Consider the following 18,826-nt stretch of genomic DNA (forward strand, 5'->3'; position numbering starts at 1 on the left):
TGCGGAGAAAAAATAATTTTGGCATTAAAGCCACGCCCTCGCCAGCAATTCCTCCATTGGCCGAAAAATTGATCCAGATTGATTTTTCATGTTTTCAGCCTGTTAACCCCCGGATATCGGCGTATGATCGCGCCCTCTTCGTCCCATGTGGCGCGTTCTTCTGAGTTCAGAGGCGAAACAATGACCTGGCAACACTTCAAACACCAATACCTGGTAACCTTCTGGAAACCGATGCCCGCGGTAATCGCCGCCGGCATTCTCTCCACCTACTATTTCGGCATCACCGGCACCTTCTGGGCGGTCACCGGAGAATTCACCCGCTGGGGCGGCCAGCTGCTACAGCTGATGGGCGTTCACGCCGAAGAGTGGGGCTACTATAAGCTTATCCATCTCGACGGCAGCCCGCTGACCCGCATCGACGGCATGATGATCATCGGCATGTTCGGCGGCTGTTTTGCCGCAGCACTATGGGCCAATAACGTCAAGCTCAGGCTGCCGCAGCACCGGATCCGCATCATTCAGGCAGTGGCGGGCGGCATTATTGCAGGCTTCGGGGCAAGGCTTGCCATGGGCTGCAACCTCGCCGCCTTCTTTACCGGTATTCCTCAGTTTTCTCTGCACGCCTGGTTCTTTGCTCTGGCAACGGCAATCGGCTGCTGGTTTGGCGCACGCTTCACCCTGCTGCCGATGTTCCGCATTCCGGTGAAACTGCAAAAAGTCTCTGCCGCCTCTCCTTTGACGCAAAAGCCTGACCGGGCAAAACGCCGCTTCCGCATCGGCATGCTGGTGTTTATCGGTATGCTCGGCTGGGGAGGCTTTACCGCCATCAACCAGCCTAAGCTGGGGCTGGCGATGCTGTTCGGCGTTGGCTTCGGGCTGCTTATCGAGCGGGCGCAAATCTGCTTTACCTCCGCTTTCCGCGATATGTGGATAACCGGCCGTACCCATATGGCCAAGGCTATTATTCTCGGCATGGCGGTAAGCGCGATAGGTATTTTCAGCTACGTGCAGCTTGGCGTAGAAGCCAAAATCATGTGGGCCGGGCCAAATGCGGTTATCGGTGGCCTGCTGTTTGGCTTCGGTATCGTGCTGGCCGGTGGCTGCGAAACCGGCTGGATGTATCGCGCCGTTGAGGGCCAGGTGCATTACTGGTGGGTTGGCCTGGGGAACGTTATCGGATCCACGCTGCTGGCCTGGTTCTGGGATGATATTTCACCCGCGCTTGCCACCAGTTGGGATAAAGTGAACCTGCTCAACACCTTTGGGCCGCTGGGCGGGCTGCTGGTCACCTACCTGATGCTGCTGGCGGCTTATTTACTGATTGTCGGCTGGGAAAAACGCTTTTTCCGGCGTAAAAATCAGGCTATCGCTAACGCTACCGGGGAGGCAGCATGAGCCAGAATATTGTTCCTGATTATCGTCTCGATATGGTGGGTGAACCCTGCCCTTACCCTGCGGTTGCCACGCTTGAAGCCATGCCACAGTTGAAGAAAGGTGAAATCCTTGAAGTGGTAAGCGACTGCCCGCAGTCCATCAACAACATTCCGCTGGATGCAAAAAACCACGGCTACACGGTGCTCGATATCCAGCAGGACGGGCCGACCATTCGCTACCTTATTCAGCGTTAATCAGTAAAAAGGGGCAACACTTTGCCCCTTCAATTAACGAACCGGTTTCACCCACGCGCCCGAGTCCAGCAGAAAGCGTTCGGCGCTGGCAATCTTCTCTACCGCTCTGTCACCGTGCTTTGCAACCATCATTGCCAGCAGGCATTCCGCAATTCCCATAGCCGACACCACCGAAGGGAAAAATGACGGGCTGTGTGCGGAAAAATAGAGCGTGCTGGCCGCATCCTGAGCCAGAGGCGAAAGCGGCGAGTCGGTCAGCGCCACAATTTTACTTCCGGCACGCCTGGCCGCTCCCAGAACGTCGAGCGACTCCCGCGAATAAGGCGCAAAGCCAATCATCAGCACCACATCCTTTGGCGTCAGCTCGCGAGTGAATATCTCGTAGTTACTGGCCTGGCCGTCAATCAGGGAAACATTCTTATTAAACAGGCGGTAGATATAAAACAGCGTGTAGGCAACCGAATAACTGGCGCGGAAACCGCAAACATACACATGATCCGCCGCATCCAGCACTTCTACGGCCACCGTCATTGCCTGCTGGTTTTCCGCCTCGGTATGGGACAAATTGGCGGCGTGAGCATCAAAAACTTCCTGATAAAGCGAAGCCGTACTGCCTTTATCTACCAGTTTTTCCGCCCTCGCCTGATGGCTTTCAAGGCTTAACCCCAGCCCCTGAACAAACGCCTCTTTCAGTTCACCCCAGCCAACATACCCCAGGCGCTGGGCCAGGCGCAGCAAAGTGGCGGGTTTAACGCCAATACGCGAGGCAAAAGCCCGCATAGAAAGCGTAACCAGGTCGTTGATATTATGCAGGGTCAAATCCGCCGCACGCTGCAGCTCCGGCGTTAAAGTGGAGTAGTTACTTTCTATCGTCTGTTGCGGGGTCATAGGCAGATAAGGCGCTCCGGTTGCGACCGGAATTACAAACCGGTGCCAAAAGATATCACCCTGATTTTGCAGTGGAATTGCTCACTGCGTCAAACAAATGCGCGCAACGCCCCGGCTTTGCTGGCTAAAACGATACCTGGCTCAACAAACTGAGATATATGTCTCAATTATCCGTGATAAAAAGAACATCGCTGCAGCACATATCCCCATAACGCCGCACGCAATAAAGATAAAAATCCAATAAGACCGCATCGCCACTCTCTACGCAAAAAAGCCTCCGAAGAGGCTTTATAAGCTTACATCACCACTGATATGCCGCGCCTGCACCCACGACAAAGTTCTGCTGCGAGTCATTCGAGACCGAGGCTTTAATAACGGTGTTTTCTGTCGCACGGGCGGAAAAGCCAACGGCCAGAGCGCTTTCACCATCCGTTGTACCAGCACCTGCGCCAACAGAGAAGGTAGCGCCCTGAGTAACCTGCGGGATGTTTGCCATCGCCGCGACGCCCGCAATACCCGCAGAGGCACGCTGGCGGTTATCGTCTACCTGGTTTTTGAGTCTGGCAAAGCTATTGCCTGCGCCGGTATTGGCTTCTAAAGCATCAATACGGGATTCATGGTTAGCCAGTTCCGCAGAATGTGCCGCTACAGCCTGATTGGTTTTAGCCAGCGCCGCTTTATTGTTTTCAGCATTGGCAATTGCGGCATCGGTTCTGGATTTTGCATAAGCACCGGTCATCTGAATTTGCCCATTCAGCACATTCAGCGCTTTGTTTTGCTCTTCGTTTTCTGTCGCATTGTTGATCAACGCGGTTTTGGTGGTTGAGCCAAGATTTGCAATAGCCTGCTTATTCCCTTCGACCTGAGTACCGGTCACCTGAATTTGCCCATTCAGCACATTCAGCGCTTTGTTTTGCTCTTCGTTTTCTGCCGCATTATTGATCAACGCGTTTTTGGTGGTTGAGCCAAGATTTGCAATAGCCTGCTTGTTACCATCGACCTGGTTTCCCAGAGTTGTCCTCGCCGAAACCTCCGCATCGGTCTGCGCCTGCAGGTTATTAATTGCGCTATCATGCTGGAAAACGGTAAGCGCCGTATTCTCCAACAGAGAGGACTCACCTGAGGTAAACACCGGATCATAATTATTTGGAGCATCGATCACCGTCGCTGCGTTAGCGAAACTCATTACAGAACTCAGAATTGAACCAATAATTAAAGCCAAAGTTGCCTTTTTCATTCTAAAAACCTACTATATATTCGCTTGTGAAGATTTAGTAAAATCCGATCAAATTGATAGTTAACCGGCTGCAACCGGTTAACTATCACCCTTCAGTCATTTATTTATTTATTCAATTATCAAAAACACATCAGTTAATAAAAGCGGGTTAATAATTTCGCCCGAAATTAATTATCTGAATCACTTCTATTACGCCGAATAGCGACATAAAACACCCAAGCCGCGCAGCACAAACCCGCACAACCACCTGTTAATTATGCTCTTTTACTTTATTTAGTTATTAAATTAATCTGCACACTTTGCCACCAGGAGATACGGCAACAATAAAATAAAATAATAATATTGCGTGATAATTGATGCGCTGAATATGCATTGCGTGAGGGGAACGAAGTTTGATCTACGTCATGCTATTGAGCATTTATTTAGCTTTAGGTGGGAATATTCTTAATGCCTTTCATATGAAATAGGCAATTGTTAATTGAATATTGTTGAAAAGTTCTGCTGCGGGATGTTAATGAAATTAAAATACGAATGATTATTAAATTTAATTGTCTTGCCACGATCAAGTAAAAGGCCTTCAACAGGCCATTTACCCGCCAGGCGGCTACACCTGCATGTTCATGATATGAGGAGTCGAATTGTAAGATAGAGAAAGAACAGGAAACATCACGATTCAAGACAGAGATTTAGCGCGAGAGTGTTTGGGCTACTGGTAAGTTCACGCAACCTCGCGCTAGTTTTTTTGTCCCATCAGTGTCCCATAAGTTTTATTGGTGGTTTTTCATCGCCGCGCTTACGTCTGCCTGCTTATTGTTCCAGGCGCTGTTCTGCGGCATCTCTACGCGCACAGATACAAAGCTGTCAGCTGGTATGGCTAGCCATGCGAACTCGATCAACCATCTCTTGGTACTTCTGCACCATGCTAGACATTTCACGCAGCACGGAAGAAGCAATAACAAGCTTGATGGTAGACGACAGGCGGCTCAGGCTGGTATTAAGCTTGTCTGAATTCTTGGAGAGCTCATCAAGCTCGTTTTTGTTTTTCTCACCGAGGCGATAAGCTTGCCGGTTTCAAGGTCTACCTCGTAATAAATACCGCCTAAATCCTGCGCCATACTTTTCTCCGGGCATAAAAAAACCCGCCGTGGCGGGTTGTTAATAAACTTTAATTGCAGTTTATCGGTCGTCCAACGAAGATTATGTCTCCATAGGATTGAAGTGGTTTACTGAATTTGGCCACCTGAATAGAGGTGATATGCTCACCTCAGAACAACACAGGTGCTCCAATGAAAAGAAGAAATTTCAGTCCTGAATTCAAACGCGAATCCGCTCAGCTGGTTGTCGATCAAAACTACACCGTCTCTGATGCCGCTAAGGCTATGGATGTCGGTCTTTCCACGATGACAAAATGGGTCAAGCAACTGCGTGAAGAGCGTCAGGGCAAAACACCAAAGGCCTCTCCGATAACACCGGCACAAATCGAAATACGTGAGCTGAAGAAAAAGCTACAGCGTATTGAAATGGAAAATGAAATATTAAAAAAGGCTACCGCGCTCTTGATGTCAGACTCCCTGAACAGTTCTCGATAATCGGAAAACTCAGGGCGCGTTATTCTGTGGTCACTCTCTGCCATGTATTCGGGGTTCATCGCAGCAGCTACAAATACTGGATAAACCGTCCTGAAAAGCCAGACGGCAGGCGGGCTGTATTACGCAGTCAGGTACTTGAGCTGCATGGCATCAGCCACGGTTCGGCCGGAGCGAGAAGCATCGCCGCAATTGCAACCCAGAGAGGCTACCAGATGGGCGCTGGCTTGCTGGCAGGCTAATGAAAGAGCTGGGGCTGGCCAGTTGCCAGCAGCCGACTCACCGGTATAAGCGTAGCGGTCATGAGCACGTTGCTATCCAAAATCATCTTGAGCGACAGTTCGCCGTAACAGAGCCCAACCAGGTGTGGTGCGGTGATGTAACCTATATCTGGACAGGTAAGCGCTGGGCGTACCTCGCCGTTGTTCTCGACTTATTCGCAAGAAAACCAGTGGGCTGGGCAATGTCATTCTCACCGGACAGCAGACTCACCATGAAGGCGCTAGAAATGGCATGGGAAACGCGCGGTAAGCCCGCTGGAGTGATGTTCCACAGTGACCAGGGCAGTCATTATACGAGCAGGCAGTTCCGGCAATTACTGTGGCGATATCGGATCAAACAGAGTATGAGTCGGCGTGGAAACTGCTGGGATAACAGTCCAATGGAACGCTTCTTCCGGAGTCTGAAGAACGAATGGGTGCCAGTGATGGGTTACGTAAGCTTCAGCGATGCAACTCATGCCATAACGAACTATATCGTTGGATATTACAGCGCGCTCAGACCGCATGAATATAACGGTGGGTTACCACCAAACGAATCGGAAACCCGATACTGGAAAAACTCTAAAGCTGTGGCCAGTTTTTGTTGACCACTTCAAACCATGGATGGAACCCTCCTGGAAGTAACTTACGCCTGGAAAGATGGCACATCCATGATGAAGCATTTGAATGGAAATCGCACTGGTCGAGAAGATTGCATCAACGGACAAAGTATTTTCAAGTTAGTGAAAGATATCGATCAGGTCGCTTAGGCGGCCTTTTTTATTACATACGGTTTAACAGAGGTGAGAGATGGAAATCGCAGTATCAAGCATCAAAGAGGGCCAGGTGTTTTACGCCATCAACCTTGGCAGCCAATTTCCTGAATTTAAAAAATTCACAGCAAACACAACGTCGGGGAAACAGGTTAAGGCCACTGAGACGGGAAATCGTGGCTGGGGGAGTTATGAAAGAACATTACGTTCAGCTGACTGTCGATTCTTCAGTGGCTTCATTTCAGCTCGTGGCATTTGGGTTGGATCACGACTGACTCCAGAGGAGAAGCGGATTGAAAGGATGCTTGAGCAAGCCAGAAAGTCCATTGATGAAATCATGGCCAAAGATGACCTTTAGCCCGTTCGGCGCACAACTAAATAGAGGGTGAGGATATGGAGTGGCAAAAAGTCAGCGATGTTTTACCGGGTGGGAAAAATGATGTTCAGATTTATTGCTCTGACACGAAAGAGCAATTTGTAGGCTTTCATATTGGTAGCGGTCAATTTCAATACGCAATTTAGGATGGCATGAAGATTGCCTGTGTTCCAACTCACTGGGCAAAACTGCCTCCATCACCCACCGAGTAACCTCCGCATCAGCTTTCACTGAGATCTGATTCTGATTCACCCTCGTTGTTCCTGTTGCCCACTCCTGTGGGCTTTTTTGGTCTACATATCAGCAGGGATCATGATGGTATCGGAGACAATTGAAAACGGAAGATCAAGGATTAATAGAAGTGGCACAGGAAAAGGAGTGCCCCCCATAGCCCTAAAGTCGAATTGTGTTGCAGGATAAATTCCTCCTGAGTATTCGCCATCATGTCTGCCAAACATCATTCCACAACCAGAAAGAAGAGATGACATACAAATAAGGAGCAAAATCCGTTTCATTGTTAATTCCCAATTAATTTTTAGAAATACTAGCACACCTCATCCATTGAATTAATTTCGCCCTCGCCAGGAATCTTAATTTCAGATATTTCGCGTCCATTCCTAAGCTAAAGGCTGAGGAATGAACACAACTAAACAGGAGCATCAACCATGCAATTCTCTATTGCAGGGGCGGCATCGGTATGCCCTGGATTCAACGCCTTCAGCTATATCGAACGTCACCCGTCAAACATTCTCAACTCTGCCAACTTCACTCCACCACCGAAAAAGAGCTGACTGGATAAGTTGGTCGATTTTCTTCGTCAGGAGGGGCAGCCATGAGCGGTCAGTCACCTGAGAAGAAATGGTCAGATACGCAATTCGCCAGGCTGATGAAAGACCTCGGCGTACCCGTGAAAATTCCTGAGCCAGTGAAGGAGGAATCATGAGACTGACTTTTGCAGATAAGCAGGAAATTAAGGCCATCATTTCCGGCCTGAGCGAGCGCGACAATGAGCGCATTTCCGAAGAAGTTGAGCGACTGGCGAAAGGTGCTGACCCGATAACCACCATTCTACGCAATTTCAGGCCTGACGAGCACACAGCAGACGCCGTTGAATATCTCGAAGGTGATGATGTGGATTATCAGGAAAAGTCCTCTGAGTGGTTCTGGGATGCATTAACCGCGCGGGTAACTGCTGAGTATGCCTTCGGTATCTTTAAGGCAAGACATGAACATAGGGAGGCGGCGTAATGGCTAGCAACATCGTTCAGCGGGTTTTCGATATCGTTAACCCGCTTAAAGCGGAATTCGAGCAGGTATGCAGCGAACCGTCGATCAACTTTAAGCGCGAGTCTGAGTTCGCAATGCTGATTTTCGCTAACAACGATTATCTGGCCGGGGTCGCAGCAAACAACACCGTCTCGACCCGCAGCGCGATTATGAATGTCGCAGCTACCCCGCCAAAAACTGATGCTGGCACAGACAGGGTGATCATACGGATTGATGCTGCTCTGGAAGTTCTTCGCGATCAGGCGGAACTAACCAGATTAGGAAAACAGCATGAGGTCGATGTGGTTTTGAGGGAGTACAAAAAGAAGGAGCTCCACAAATGTACATTTGTGTTTAACCCATCCATTCACGCAAAGAATGGGCGAGCAGGTCATCATTATGCTGTAGGGTCAGTAAACCAAAGCTGGGAAGCGGCAATGCGAAGGGCTGGATTGAGATACCGAAAGGCATATCAATCCAGGCACACATATGCATGCTGGTCACTTACAGCAGGGGCAAACCCGAACTTCATCGCATCTCAAATGGGGCACGCCAATGCCCAGATGGTTTATCAGGTTTATGGTAGATGGATGACTGATAATGACCGTGAGCAGCTTGCCATCCTGAACCAGAAATTATCGTCATTTGCCCCATCCATGCCCCACGCAAAAGTTGTTTGATTAAATTATTCAGTAAAATCAAATAGCTTAATCAACTACACCTGCATGTTCATGATTTCCTGGTAGGCAGAAACCAGTTTGTTACGCACCTGCACGCCCATCGCCAAAGAAACGGATGATTTCTGCAAATCAACCATCACATCATTAAGCGCAATGCCCGGCGTGCCGAGAGCAAATTTCTCTGCCTGAGCGCGAGCGGTGTTAGACGTCTCGCTGACGCGGCCCAAAGCAGCCTGCAGCTCACCGGCAAAACTCACTCCCGGCGCGGCAGCGGTAGACGCCGCGGGATTCGTCGCCGCCAGTGCGGTGGTCTGGAGTTGTTGCAGTACGCCTTCGATACCCTGAATAGCCATTTCTTAGCCCCATTTTTATTAAGCGGGTGAAGATTAACACCTTGTCAATAGGATAAAGGCGGTAAATAGACGTAAAAAATAGAGCTAATTCAGCCATCGAAATCTTCCGAAAAGAAAATAATGACACTGCCATCCATATGGAACTTTTGTCGTGTTTGTCGACCCGGGAGTCTGTCTTGTTCACTCTTTACTCAGAATTTTATGTCAACGCTAAGCCGCGAGGTGCCCAATGACCACTGCTGCTCAGGCGCAAACGCCGCAGAACAAGACTCTTGAGTGGTTGAACCGCATTCGTGCTAACCCCAGAATACCGCTGATGATGGGCGGTGCCGCCGCCGTTGCCATCGTGGTCGCTCTGGTGCTGTGGGCAAAAGCCCCGGATTACCGCGTGCTTTACAGCAATCTTGCCGACCAGGACGGCGGCGCGATTGTTACCCAGCTCACGCAGATGAACATTCCTTATCGCTTCTCCGATAACGGCAGCGCGATTATGGTTCCGGCAGACAACGTCTACGACCTGCGTCTGCGTCTTGCCCAGCAGGGTCTGCCAAAAGGCGGCGCGGTTGGTTTTGAGCTGCTGGATCAGGAAAAATTCGGCATCAGTCAGTTTAGCGAGCAGGTTAATTACCAGCGCGCGCTGGAAGGCGAACTGGCCCGCACCATTGAAACGCTTGGCCCGGTAAAAAGCGCCCGCGTTCACCTCGCCATGCCAAAACCTTCGCTGTTTGTCCGTGAGCAAAAATCACCTTCCGCTTCCGTTACCCTCAGTCTTGAACCCGGCCGTGCGCTGGATGAAGGCCAAATCAACGCCGTTGTGCATATGGTTTCCAGCGCCGTAGCTGGCCTGCCGCCGGGTAACGTGACCTTAGTGGACCAGGGCGGCCATCTGCTGACCCAGTCCAACACCGCGGGACGCGATCTTAACGACGCGCAGCTTAAATACGCTAACGATGTGGAAAGCCGCTACCAGCGCCGTATCGAATCTATCCTTGGGCCGATCGTCGGCAACGGCAACGTACACGCCCAGGTCACCGCTCAGATTGACTTTGCGAATAAAGAGCAGACCGAAGAGCAATACCACCCGAACGGCGACCCGGCTCAGACCGCGGTGCGTTCGCGCCAGTTGAACCAGACGTCTCAGGTTAACGGCCAGTTCCCTGGCGGCGTGCCGGGCGCACTGTCTAACCAGCCTGCTCCGGCCAACACGGCACCTATCACTACGCCGCAGCAGAATAATCAGAACAACCAGGCCAACAACGGCCAGCAGAATCAGAGCACGACTTCAACCTCCAGCCAGAACGGCAGCAGCAATACTTCCCGTGACGAAACCACTAACTATGAAGTGGACCGCACCATTCGTCATACCAAGCTGAACGTCGGTGACATCCAGCGCCTGTCCGTCGCTGTGGTGGTGAACTACCGCACGCTGGCAGACGGCAAACCTCTGCCGCTGACCGCAGACCAGTTGAAGCAAATCGAGAACCTGACCCGCGAGGCTATGGGCTACTCCGAAAGCCGCGGCGATACCCTGAACGTGGTTAACTCACCGTTCACCGCCACCGAAGACGACAGCGGCAGCAGCCTGCCATTCTGGAAGTCTGCGGCGTTCTTCGACATGCTGCTCTCCGCCGGCCGCTGGCTGATTGTGCTGATTGTTGCCTGGCTGCTGTGGCGTAAAGGCATTCGCCCGCAGCTGGTTCGTCGCGCAGAAGCAATGAAAGCCGTTACCGAGAGCCAGAAAAACCAGAAAGCCGAAGAGGAAGCCGTTGCCGTCAGCCTGAGCCGCGACGAGCAGCAGCAACAGCGTAAGGCAAACCAGCGCCTGAGCGCAGAAGTGATGAGTCAGCGTATTCGCGACATGTCTGATAACGATCCTCGCGTAGTTGCGCTGGTGATCCGCCAATGGATGAGTACCGAAATATGAGTATTACCGGAACAGAAAAGAGCGCCATCCTGCTGATGACCATTGGCGAAGACCGCGCCGCCGAGGTGTTCAAACACCTCAGCCCGCGTGAAGTGCAGCACCTGAGTGCGGCAATGGCTAACACTCACCAGATTTCTAATAAAGTGCTGACCGAAGTGCTGGCGGAGTTTGAGCAGGAAGCCGAGCAGTTCGCGGCCCTGAGCATCAACGCCAACGACTACCTGCGCTCTGTGCTAATTAAAGCGCTGGGTGAAGAGCGTGCCTCCAGCCTGCTGGAAGACATCCTCGAAACTCGCGATACCACCAGCGGTATCGAGACGCTGAACTTTATGGAGCCGCAGAGCGCCGCGGACCTGATTCGCGACGAGCACCCGCAGATCATCGCCACCATCCTGGTCCACCTCAAACGTGGCCAGGCGGCGGACATTCTGGCGCTGTTCGACGAACGCCTGCGCAACGATGTAATGCTGCGTATTGCCACCTTCGGCGGCGTACAGCCTGCCGCGCTGGCGGAGCTGACCGAAGTGCTGAACAACCTGCTCGACGGCCAGAATCTCAAACGCAGCAAAATGGGCGGCGTGAGAACCGCAGCCGAGATTATCAACCTGATGAAAAGTCAGCAGGAAGAAGCCGTTATCACCGCGGTGCGCGACTTCGACGGAGAACTGGCGCAGAAAATCATCGACGAAATGTTCCTGTTCGAAAACCTGGTGGCCGTGGACGACCGCAGCATCCAGCGCCTGCTTCAGGAAGTGGAGTCCGAATCTCTGCTTGTCGCCCTCAAAGGCGCGGAACAGGCGCTGCGCGAGAAGTTCCTGCGCAATATGTCCCAGCGTGCTGCGGATATCCTGCGCGACGACCTTGCCAACCGTGGCCCGGTACGTCTGTCTCAGGTGGAAAACGAGCAGAAAGCCATCCTGCTTATCGTACGTCGCCTGGCGGAGACCGGCGAAATGGTAATCGGCACCAGCGAGGATACGTATGTCTAATTCGCTGCCATGGCAACGCTGGAAGCCGGACGATTTAGCTTTCCCGACGCCGGTATTCGAAGAAATTTCTATGCCGGAAGCCTCCCCTGCCGCCGAAGAGCAGGAGAGCGAACCTGATTTACAGCAGTCCCTGGCGCTGATGCAGGCTCAGGCCCGCGAACAGGGCTACAGCGCGGGTTTTGCCGCCGGGCACGACCAGGGCGTGGAAGAAGGCCGCAAGGTTGGGCACCAGCAGGGCGTCGAGCAGGGTCTTAACGAAGCCAGACAGCAGCAGGCGCCGGTACACGCGCGCATGCAGCAACTGGTGAGTGAATTCCAGTACACGCTGGACGCGCTGGACAGCGTTATTGCTTCCCGCCTGATGCAGATGGCGCTGGAAGCCGCGCGTCAGGTTATAGGCCAGACGCCTGCGGTCGATAACAACGCCCTGATTAAACAAATTCAGGGCCTGCTGATGCAGGAGCCTCTATTTAGCGGTAAACCACAGCTGCGCGTGCATCCGGACGATTTGCAGCGTGTGGAAGAGATGCTGGGCGCGACGCTAAGCCTGCACGGCTGGCGTCTGCGCGGCGACCCAGGCCTGCATCAGGGCGGCTGCAAAGTCTCCGCCGACGAAGGCGACCTTGACGCAAGCGTTGCCACCCGCTGGCAGGAGCTGTGCCGTCTGGCCGCTCCGGGAGTGCTCTGATGACCGCCCGCCTCACGCGTTGGCTGAACACGCTGGACAATTTTGAAGCGCGGATGACAGAGCTGCCGTCGGTACGCCGCTATGGCCGCCTGACACGCGCAACCGGGCTGGTACTGGAAGCCACCGGGCTTCAGCTGCCGCTCGGCGCAACTTGTATCATCGAGCAACACGACCGTGAAGTTGAATGCGAAGTAGTCGGTTTTAACGGCCACAAGCTGTTCCTGATGCCGCTGGAAGAAGTGGAAGGCATTCTGCCGGGCGCGCGCGTTTATGCCCGCGTCACCACGGCTGAAGGCCTGCACAGCGGGAAAAAACTGCCGCTCGGCCCGGCACTGCTCGGGCGCGTACTCGACGGCAGCGGCCGTCCGCTGGATGGCCTGCCTTCCCCGGATACCGGCCTGATGGGTGCCCTTGGCGCGGCGCCGTTTAACCCGCTCCAGCGAACCGCAATCGAACACGTTCTCGACGTAGGCGTGCGCCCGATCAACGCCCTGCTCACCGTTGGCCGCGGCCAGCGTATGGGCTTGTTTGCAGGCTCCGGCGTCGGTAAAAGCGTCCTGCTCGGCATGATGGCGCGCTATACCCAGGCCGACGTCATCGTGGTCGGGCTTATCGGCGAACGTGGCCGCGAAGTAAAAGACTTTATCGAGAATATTCTCGGAGCCGAAGGCCGTGCGCGTTCGGTCGTGATTGCCGCTCCCGCCGACGTTTCACCTCTGCTGCGTATGCAGGGAGCCGCCTACGCCACGCGTATTGCGGAAGACTTCCGCGATCGCGGCCAGCACGTCCTGCTGATCATGGACTCCTTAACCCGCTATGCCATGGCGCAGCGTGAGATTGCCCTGGCTATCGGCGAGCCTCCGGCAACCAAAGGCTACCCGCCTTCGGTATTCGCCAAGCTCCCCGCGCTGGTTGAACGCGCCGGGAACGGCATTCACGGAGGCGGGTCTATCACCGCATTTTATACCGTGCTCACGGAAGGCGACGATCAGCAAGACCCGATCGCCGACTCCGCGCGAGCCATCCTTGACGGCCACATTGTGCTGTCGCGCCGCCTGGCGGAAGCAGGCCACTACCCGGCCATCGACATCGAAGCTTCCATCAGTCGTGCAATGACATCGTTAATCACCGAGCGGCATTACGCCCGGGTTCGTCGTTTCAAACAGCTGTTATCCAGCTTCCAGCGCAACCGTGATTTGGTCAGCGTGGGGGCTTACGCCAAAGGCAGCGATCCAATGCTCGATATGGCCATTGATCTGTGGCCACAGCTGGAAGCATTCCTGCAACAAGGCATTTTTGAACGCGCAAGCTGGGAAGAAGCCTGCCTCGCACTGGAGGCGCTCTTCCCGACTCTTTGATAAGAGGTGACCATGAACCAAAACAGCGCACTGGATACATTGCGCGATCTCGCCGCCCAGGAAGTTGAAAAAGCAGCGATTCGTTTAGGTGAGATGCGCCGGGGCTGCCAACAAGCGGAAGAGCAGCTCAATATGTTGATTAACTATCAGTTTGAGTACAGCAACAGCCTTAATGACAACATGAGTCAGGGTATCGCCAGCACACGCTGGCATAACTACCAGCAGTTTATCCGCACGCTGGAGAAAGCTATCGATCAGCACCGCCAGCAGCTGATGCAGTGGAGCAACAAAGTAGACCAGGCGCTAAGCTTCTGGCAGGAAAAACAAAAGCGCCTGCAGGCCTGGCAAACCCTGCAGGACAGGAAGGCAGCGGAGCTGTTGCTTGCAGAGAACAGGCTTGATCAAAAACAGATGGATGAATACGCCCAGCGGGCCACACTGAGGAAAGGCGAATGATCACATTGCCACAAATTTTGTTAAGCAACGCGGCCGATGGCGCTGCGGGCGGCGACGCAAAAGGCACCGACGGCAAAGGCGTTGGCGCGGATTTTCTGGAGCTGTTCAGTAAAGCTCTGCCGGGCAAAGTGACGCTTGAAGACGGCAAAACCCTGCCGCTGAGCGCCGCATTAAGCAAAGTGCTGGGCAAAGATAGCGTTCAGGGTGACGGGAAAGAGAGCCAGGCCGCACTCAGCGAACTGCTCAGCAACCCGGGCCAGCCGGAAGCGCTTTCGTCCCTGCTGGCTTCTGTCAGCAAAACCGATGCCAAAGATAAGCTCGACCTGACCGCCAAAGATGACGGCACAGACAAGCCGCTGAGTAATGCCGATCTACAGGCTCTAAGCGCGCTGTTTGCCATGCTGCCGCAGCCCGTTACGACGGCTTCAGCGGCTGCGCTAAGCAAGACCGACGCTGAAACCTCCCCGCTCTCCGGCCCGATCTCTCCTCAGGGAGCCGGCGCTAAGAGCTCGACGGAAAGCCTGCTATCCACCAGCGGCAGCGCGAAAAAAGCGCCAGCAACGGCGGCAACGCTTGCCGAGAGCAAAGCCTCGACCGCTCCGGCTTCTGCGCCAGGCCAGCAGCACGTTGACGATAAAATTCAGCTGGCAGCCAATAGCGACAGCCGCGATAACGCATCGCCGCACGCCAATAACACCGCTCCGGTAACCGCGCAAATCACACCGGCTATCAGCAGCGCGACCGTTGCCGCACCAACCACAACGCACATCGCTACCCCAACCGCGCCGATGATAAGTTCCCAGCTTGGCAGCCATGAATGGCAACAGCAGATTTCTCAGCACGTTACGCTGTTCACCAAGCAGGGCCAGCACAGCGCCGAACTAAGATTGCATCCGGAAGATCTCGGACAGGTGCAAATTAGTCTAAAACTAGAAGATAACCAGGCTCAGCTTCAGATGATGTCGCCGCACAGCCACGTCCGGGCCGCGCTGGAAGCAGCCCTGCCAACGCTGCGTACCGCGCTTGCGGAGAGCGGTATTCAACTGGGCCAGAGCAACATCAGCAGCGAGAGCTTTGCGCAGCAGCAATCCGGCCAGCAGCAACAGCAGCAAACTGCCCGTAGCGCCGAGCGTTTCTCTCTTAACGGCGACGACGCGCAGGCGCTCCCGGTGGCCGAAAGTTTGCAGCGCCTGGCAAGCAACAACGGCGCGGTGGATATTTTTGCCTGAGGCTTACCCACGGGTAAACGCCAGAGCTAGCGACAATAAACGTGTGTTTTCCGGGCTTTGACCGCCCGGATACACGGGATAATCGCCATTCAGCAGTACCGATACAGGAATAAAGCGTTCAATGACTGATACCGCTATCACGAAAGGCCGTAAACGCGCCATCTGGGTGCCGATACTGGTTCTTATCACACTTGCCGCATGCGCTACCGCAGGCTACAGCTACTGGCGGATGCAACAAGCGCCGGCAGCCGCACAGGTTAAAGCTCCTGAGCCACCTCCTGCGCCGGTGTTTTTCGCACTGGATACCTTCACCGTCAATCTGGGTGATGCGGACCGCGTGCTGTACATCGGCGTAACGCTGCGCCTGAAAGATGAAGGGACTCGTCAGCGCCTGAGCGAATTCCTGCCAGAAGTCCGCAGCCGCCTGCTGTTGCTGTTTTCTCGTCAGGACGCCAACCAGCTTGCCACCGACGCCGGTAAGCAGAAGCTGGTCGAAGCAATTAAAACCACGCTGGCTCCTCCGCTGGTAGCCGGTCAACCCCAACAGGTAGTCAGCGACGTGCTGTATACCGCCTTCATTTTGCGGTAACTCCATGGGCGACAGTATTCTTTCTCAGGCCGAAATCGATGCGCTGTTAAATGGCGACAGTGAGAATAACGACGAGCCAAAGGCCGGTGTTGTGGGCGAAACAGATATTCGCCCTTATGACCCGAACACCCAGCGCCGCGTAGTGCGCGAGCGCCTTCAGGCGCTGGAAATCATCAACGAGCGTTTCTCTCGTCAGTTCCGTATGGGGCTGTTTAACCTGCTGCGTCGTAGCCCGGACATTACCGTCGGGGCTATCCGTATTCAGCCGTATCACGAGTTTGCCCGCAACCTGCCGGTGCCGACCAACCTTAACCTGATCCATCTGAAGCCGCTGCGCGGCACCGGGCTGCTGGTGTTTTCCCCAAGCCTGGTGTTTATCGCGGTCGATAACCTGTTTGGCGGTGATGGCCGCTTCCCGACGAAAGTGGAAGGCCGCGAATTCACCCACACCGAGCAGCGCGTTATCAACCGCATGCTGAAGCTGGCGCTCGAGTCCTACAGCGACGCGTGGAAAGCCATCTACCCGCTGGACGTGGAATACGTTCGTTCGGAGATGCAGGTTAAGTTTACCAATATCACCACTTCGCCAAACGACATCGTGGTCAATACCCCGTTCCACGTCGAGATTGGCAACCTGACCGGTGAGTTCAACATCTGCCTGCCGTTCAGCATGATCGAACCGCTGCGCGAGCTGCTGGTGAACCCGCCGCTGGAGAACTCTCGTCAGGAAGACCAAAGCTGGCGCGACACCCTGGTGCGCCAGGTGCAGCATTCCGAGCTGGAACTGGTGGCGAATTTTGCCGATATCCCGCTGCGGTTATCCCAAATCCTAAAACTGAAACCTGGCGATGTGCTGCCCATCGAAAAGCCAGATCGCATTATCGCGCATGTCGACGGCGTGCCGGTGCTGACCAGCCAATACGGCACGGTCAACGGCCAGTATGCCCTGCGCGTAGAACATTTGATCAACCCGATATTGAATTCGCTGAATGAGGAACAGCCCAAATGAGTGATATTAATCAACCGTCCGATGACAATGCAGGCTCAGTGGACGATCTGTGGGCTGATGCGTTAAACGAGCAGAAAAGTTCCGGTAAAAGCGCCGCTGATAACGTATTCCGCGCGCTGGAAGGCAGCGATGTTGCAGGCAACATCCAGGATATTGACCTGATTATGGACATCCCGGTCAAGCTGACCGTGGAACTGGGCCGCACCCGCATGACCATTAAAGAACTGCTGCGCCTGACGCAGGGTTCCGTCGTGGCGCTGGACGGCCTGGCAGGCGAGCCGCTGGATATTCTGATCAACGGCTATCTGATTGCCCAGGGTGAAGTTGTGGTCGTCGCCGACAAATATGGCGTACGTATCACCGACATCATCACGCCGTCGGAACGTATGCGTCGCCTGAGCCGCTAAATGAAAACCGGAGCCACCGTCAGCCAACCGTCCGTTAACGCCAACTCGCCGCTTGTTCAGGTGAGCGGAGCCTTAGCGGGCATTGTTATTTTTATTCTGGTGGCCGCATGGCTGGCGAAACGCTTTGGTTTCACCGGCGCGGGCGTTGGCGTGAAAAAGTCGCTGAACATCAGCGCCAGCGTCAGCGTTGGCCCGCGGGAGCGAGTGGTGGTAATTGACGTCGAGGATGCACGCCTGGTGCTCGGCGTAACCGCCACTCAAATCACCCATCTGCACACTCTGCCGCCCGCACCGGTAACCGAAGAAGCAGAGGCGAAACCCGCCCCTGCCGACTTCCAGAAATTGATGAAGAATTTGCTTAAACGTAACGGGAAAGATTGATGAAACGTTTGCTGCCGCTCTCGTTACTTAGCGCATTATTGCTTATCCCGGTTTCGACCTTCGCCCAGTTGCCGGGGCTGATAAGCCAGCCTCTCGCCAACGGTGGTCAAAGCTGGTCGCTGCCGGTCCAGACTCTGGTCTTTATTACCTCGCTCACTTTCCTGCCGGCTATTTTGCTGATGATGACCAGCTTCACCCGCATCATCATCGTCTTTGGCCTGCTGCGTAACGCCCTGGGAACCCCGTCGGCACCGCCAAACCAGGTGCTGGTTGGCCTGGCGCTGTTTCTGACTTTTTTCATTATGTCGCCGGTTTTTGACAAGATTTATTCCGACGCCTATCTGCCGTTTAGCCAGGACAAAATTTCGATGGAAGTTGCCATCGATAAAGGTGCCCAACCGCTGCGCGAATTTATGCTGCGTCAGACCCGCGAAGCCGACCTCGCGCTGTTTGCTCGCCTGGCCAACACCCAGCCGCTCCAGGGGCCGGAAGCGGTGCCGATGCGCATCCTGCTACCTGCCTATGTCACCAGCGAGCTGAAAACGGCCTTCCAGATTGGCTTTACGGTGTTTATACCGTTCCTGATTATCGACCTGGTGATCGCCAGCGTGCTGATGGCGCTGGGGATGATGATGGTGCCCCCGGCAACCATTGCCCTGCCCTTCAAGTTGATGCTGTTTGTGCTGGTGGACGGCTGGCAGCTGCTGGTCGGCTCGCTGGCCCAAAGTTTCTACAGTTAGCGGAGAGAG

At 54.1% G+C, this 18,826-nt stretch carries 21 protein-coding genes and 2 pseudogenes; 18 read left to right on the forward strand and 5 right to left on the reverse strand.

Translation table 11 applies throughout. The annotated features are described in order from the left end of the window. Positions 1-180: 180 nt before the first annotated feature. Both yedE and yedF read left to right on the forward strand, forming a co-directional pair. Positions 181-1,395, forward strand: a complete 1,215-nt coding sequence (gene yedE, locus HMPREF0201_RS12455; RefSeq protein WP_016537039.1) for a selenium metabolism membrane protein YedE/FdhT — start codon at positions 181-183, stop codon at positions 1,393-1,395. Continuing rightward, positions 1,392-1,628 (forward strand): sulfurtransferase-like selenium metabolism protein YedF, encoded by a 237-nt coding sequence (gene yedF / locus HMPREF0201_RS12460; RefSeq protein WP_016537040.1) that lies wholly within the window; start codon positions 1,392-1,394, stop codon positions 1,626-1,628. Before yedE ends, yedF begins: the two co-directional genes overlap by 4 nt. A 33-nt stretch (positions 1,629-1,661) precedes the next feature. Here yedF and HMPREF0201_RS12465 read toward each other — a convergent pair whose 3' ends face one another. The 3 genes from HMPREF0201_RS12465 to HMPREF0201_RS23450 all read right to left on the reverse strand — a co-directional run bounded on the left by HMPREF0201_RS12465 (position 1,662) and on the right by HMPREF0201_RS23450 (position 4,868). Continuing rightward, positions 1,662-2,516 carry a MurR/RpiR family transcriptional regulator gene (locus HMPREF0201_RS12465; protein ID WP_016537041.1) on the reverse strand — a complete coding sequence of 285 codons (855 nt, stop codon included), beginning with the start codon at positions 2,514-2,516 and terminating at the stop codon, positions 1,662-1,664. 301 nt (positions 2,517-2,817) lie between these two features. Continuing rightward, positions 2,818-3,702, reverse strand: coding sequence for a YadA C-terminal domain-containing protein (locus HMPREF0201_RS23255; protein ID WP_209420412.1), 885 nt, complete (start codon positions 3,700-3,702; stop codon positions 2,818-2,820). Positions 3,703-4,736: 1,034 nt separating this feature from the next. Further along, entirely contained in the window at positions 4,737-4,868 is a 132-nt protein-coding gene (locus tag HMPREF0201_RS23450; RefSeq protein WP_016537045.1) for a hypothetical protein, read from the reverse strand. Between the two features lie 171 nt (positions 4,869-5,039). Between HMPREF0201_RS23450 and HMPREF0201_RS12480 the strand changes: the two are divergent. Beyond that, positions 5,040-6,207 (forward strand): annotated as a pseudogene (locus HMPREF0201_RS12480) (IS3 family transposase). A 202-nt stretch (positions 6,208-6,409) separates the two neighbouring features. Beyond that, complete coding sequence (locus HMPREF0201_RS12485; RefSeq protein ID WP_016537050.1) at positions 6,410-6,730, forward strand: hypothetical protein; 321 nt, start codon at positions 6,410-6,412, stop codon at positions 6,728-6,730. Between the two features lie 311 nt (positions 6,731-7,041). Here HMPREF0201_RS12485 and HMPREF0201_RS23455 read toward each other — a convergent pair whose 3' ends face one another. Next, positions 7,042-7,263 (reverse strand): YceK/YidQ family lipoprotein, encoded by a 222-nt coding sequence (locus HMPREF0201_RS23455; RefSeq protein ID WP_071704138.1) that lies wholly within the window; start codon positions 7,261-7,263, stop codon positions 7,042-7,044. 150 nt (positions 7,264-7,413) lie between these two features. Between HMPREF0201_RS23455 and HMPREF0201_RS23460 the strand changes: the two genes are divergently transcribed. From HMPREF0201_RS23460 to HMPREF0201_RS12495, 3 genes and pseudogenes are all read left to right on the forward strand, one after another. Continuing rightward, complete coding sequence (locus HMPREF0201_RS23460; protein ID WP_016537051.1) at positions 7,414-7,539, forward strand: hypothetical protein; 126 nt, start codon at positions 7,414-7,416, stop codon at positions 7,537-7,539. A gap of 148 nt (positions 7,540-7,687) precedes the next feature. Beyond that, on the forward strand, positions 7,688-7,996 hold the full coding sequence (locus HMPREF0201_RS12490; RefSeq protein WP_016537052.1) for a hypothetical protein: 309 nt from the start codon (positions 7,688-7,690) through the stop codon (positions 7,994-7,996). Positions 7,997-8,199: 203 nt separating this feature from the next. Next, positions 8,200-8,694 (forward strand): annotated as a pseudogene (locus HMPREF0201_RS12495) (tyrosine-type recombinase/integrase); the annotation flags it as partial. Between the two features lie 35 nt (positions 8,695-8,729). On the opposite strand, the gene fliE reads toward HMPREF0201_RS12495, so the two are convergent. Beyond that, a complete protein-coding gene (gene fliE / locus HMPREF0201_RS12500) occupies positions 8,730-9,047 on the reverse strand; it encodes a flagellar hook-basal body complex protein FliE (protein ID WP_016537054.1) in 318 nt (105 codons plus the stop codon). Positions 9,048-9,276: 229 nt separating this feature from the next. Between fliE and fliF the strand changes: the two genes are divergently transcribed. The 11 genes from fliF (at position 9,277) to fliP (ending at position 18,817) form a co-directional block, all read left to right on the forward strand. Beyond that, positions 9,277-10,971, forward strand: a complete 1,695-nt coding sequence (gene fliF / locus HMPREF0201_RS12505) for a flagellar basal-body MS-ring/collar protein FliF (protein WP_016537055.1) — start codon at positions 9,277-9,279, stop codon at positions 10,969-10,971. Then, positions 10,968-11,960, forward strand: a complete 993-nt coding sequence (fliG, locus tag HMPREF0201_RS12510) for a flagellar motor switch protein FliG (protein ID WP_016537056.1) — start codon at positions 10,968-10,970, stop codon at positions 11,958-11,960. The genes fliF and fliG overlap by 4 nt, the downstream gene beginning before the upstream one ends. Beyond that, the gene (fliH, locus tag HMPREF0201_RS12515; protein ID WP_016537057.1) at positions 11,953-12,648 is read left to right on the forward strand and encodes a flagellar assembly protein FliH; all 696 of its coding nucleotides are present in this window, start codon (positions 11,953-11,955) and stop codon (positions 12,646-12,648) included. The genes fliG and fliH overlap by 8 nt, the downstream gene beginning before the upstream one ends. Next, the gene (fliI, locus tag HMPREF0201_RS12520) at positions 12,648-14,006 is read left to right on the forward strand and encodes a flagellar protein export ATPase FliI (RefSeq protein ID WP_016537058.1); all 1,359 of its coding nucleotides are present in this window, start codon (positions 12,648-12,650) and stop codon (positions 14,004-14,006) included. Before fliH ends, fliI begins: the two co-directional genes overlap by 1 nt. Positions 14,007-14,018: 12 nt before the next feature. Then, positions 14,019-14,462, forward strand: coding sequence for a flagellar export protein FliJ (fliJ, locus tag HMPREF0201_RS12525; RefSeq protein WP_016537059.1), 444 nt, complete (start codon positions 14,019-14,021; stop codon positions 14,460-14,462). Then, a complete protein-coding gene (locus tag HMPREF0201_RS12530) occupies positions 14,459-15,691 on the forward strand; it encodes a flagellar hook-length control protein FliK (RefSeq protein ID WP_016537060.1) in 1,233 nt (410 codons plus the stop codon). Before fliJ ends, HMPREF0201_RS12530 begins: the two co-directional genes overlap by 4 nt. A gap of 121 nt (positions 15,692-15,812) precedes the next feature. Beyond that, the gene (fliL, locus tag HMPREF0201_RS12535; protein WP_016537062.1) at positions 15,813-16,280 is read left to right on the forward strand and encodes a flagellar basal body-associated protein FliL; all 468 of its coding nucleotides are present in this window, start codon (positions 15,813-15,815) and stop codon (positions 16,278-16,280) included. Positions 16,281-16,284: 4 nt separating this feature from the next. Further along, entirely contained in the window at positions 16,285-17,289 is a 1,005-nt protein-coding gene (fliM, locus tag HMPREF0201_RS12540; RefSeq protein ID WP_016537063.1) for a flagellar motor switch protein FliM, read from the forward strand. Continuing rightward, entirely contained in the window at positions 17,286-17,696 is a 411-nt protein-coding gene (gene fliN / locus HMPREF0201_RS12545) for a flagellar motor switch protein FliN (protein ID WP_016537064.1), read from the forward strand. Before fliM ends, fliN begins: the two co-directional genes overlap by 4 nt. Beyond that, positions 17,697-18,077: a flagellar biosynthetic protein FliO gene (gene fliO / locus HMPREF0201_RS12550; protein WP_016537065.1), complete on the forward strand. Its 381-nt coding sequence runs from the start codon at positions 17,697-17,699 to the stop codon at positions 18,075-18,077. Beyond that, positions 18,077-18,817: a flagellar type III secretion system pore protein FliP gene (gene fliP / locus HMPREF0201_RS12555; RefSeq protein WP_016537066.1), complete on the forward strand. Its 741-nt coding sequence runs from the start codon at positions 18,077-18,079 to the stop codon at positions 18,815-18,817. Before fliO ends, fliP begins: the two co-directional genes overlap by 1 nt. The last annotated feature ends 9 nt before the right edge of the window (positions 18,818-18,826 follow it).

The sequence above is a fragment of the Cedecea davisae DSM 4568 genome, assembly GCF_000412335.2.
In the GTDB taxonomy this organism is placed as follows: Bacteria; Pseudomonadota; Gammaproteobacteria; order Enterobacterales; family Enterobacteriaceae; genus Cedecea; species Cedecea davisae.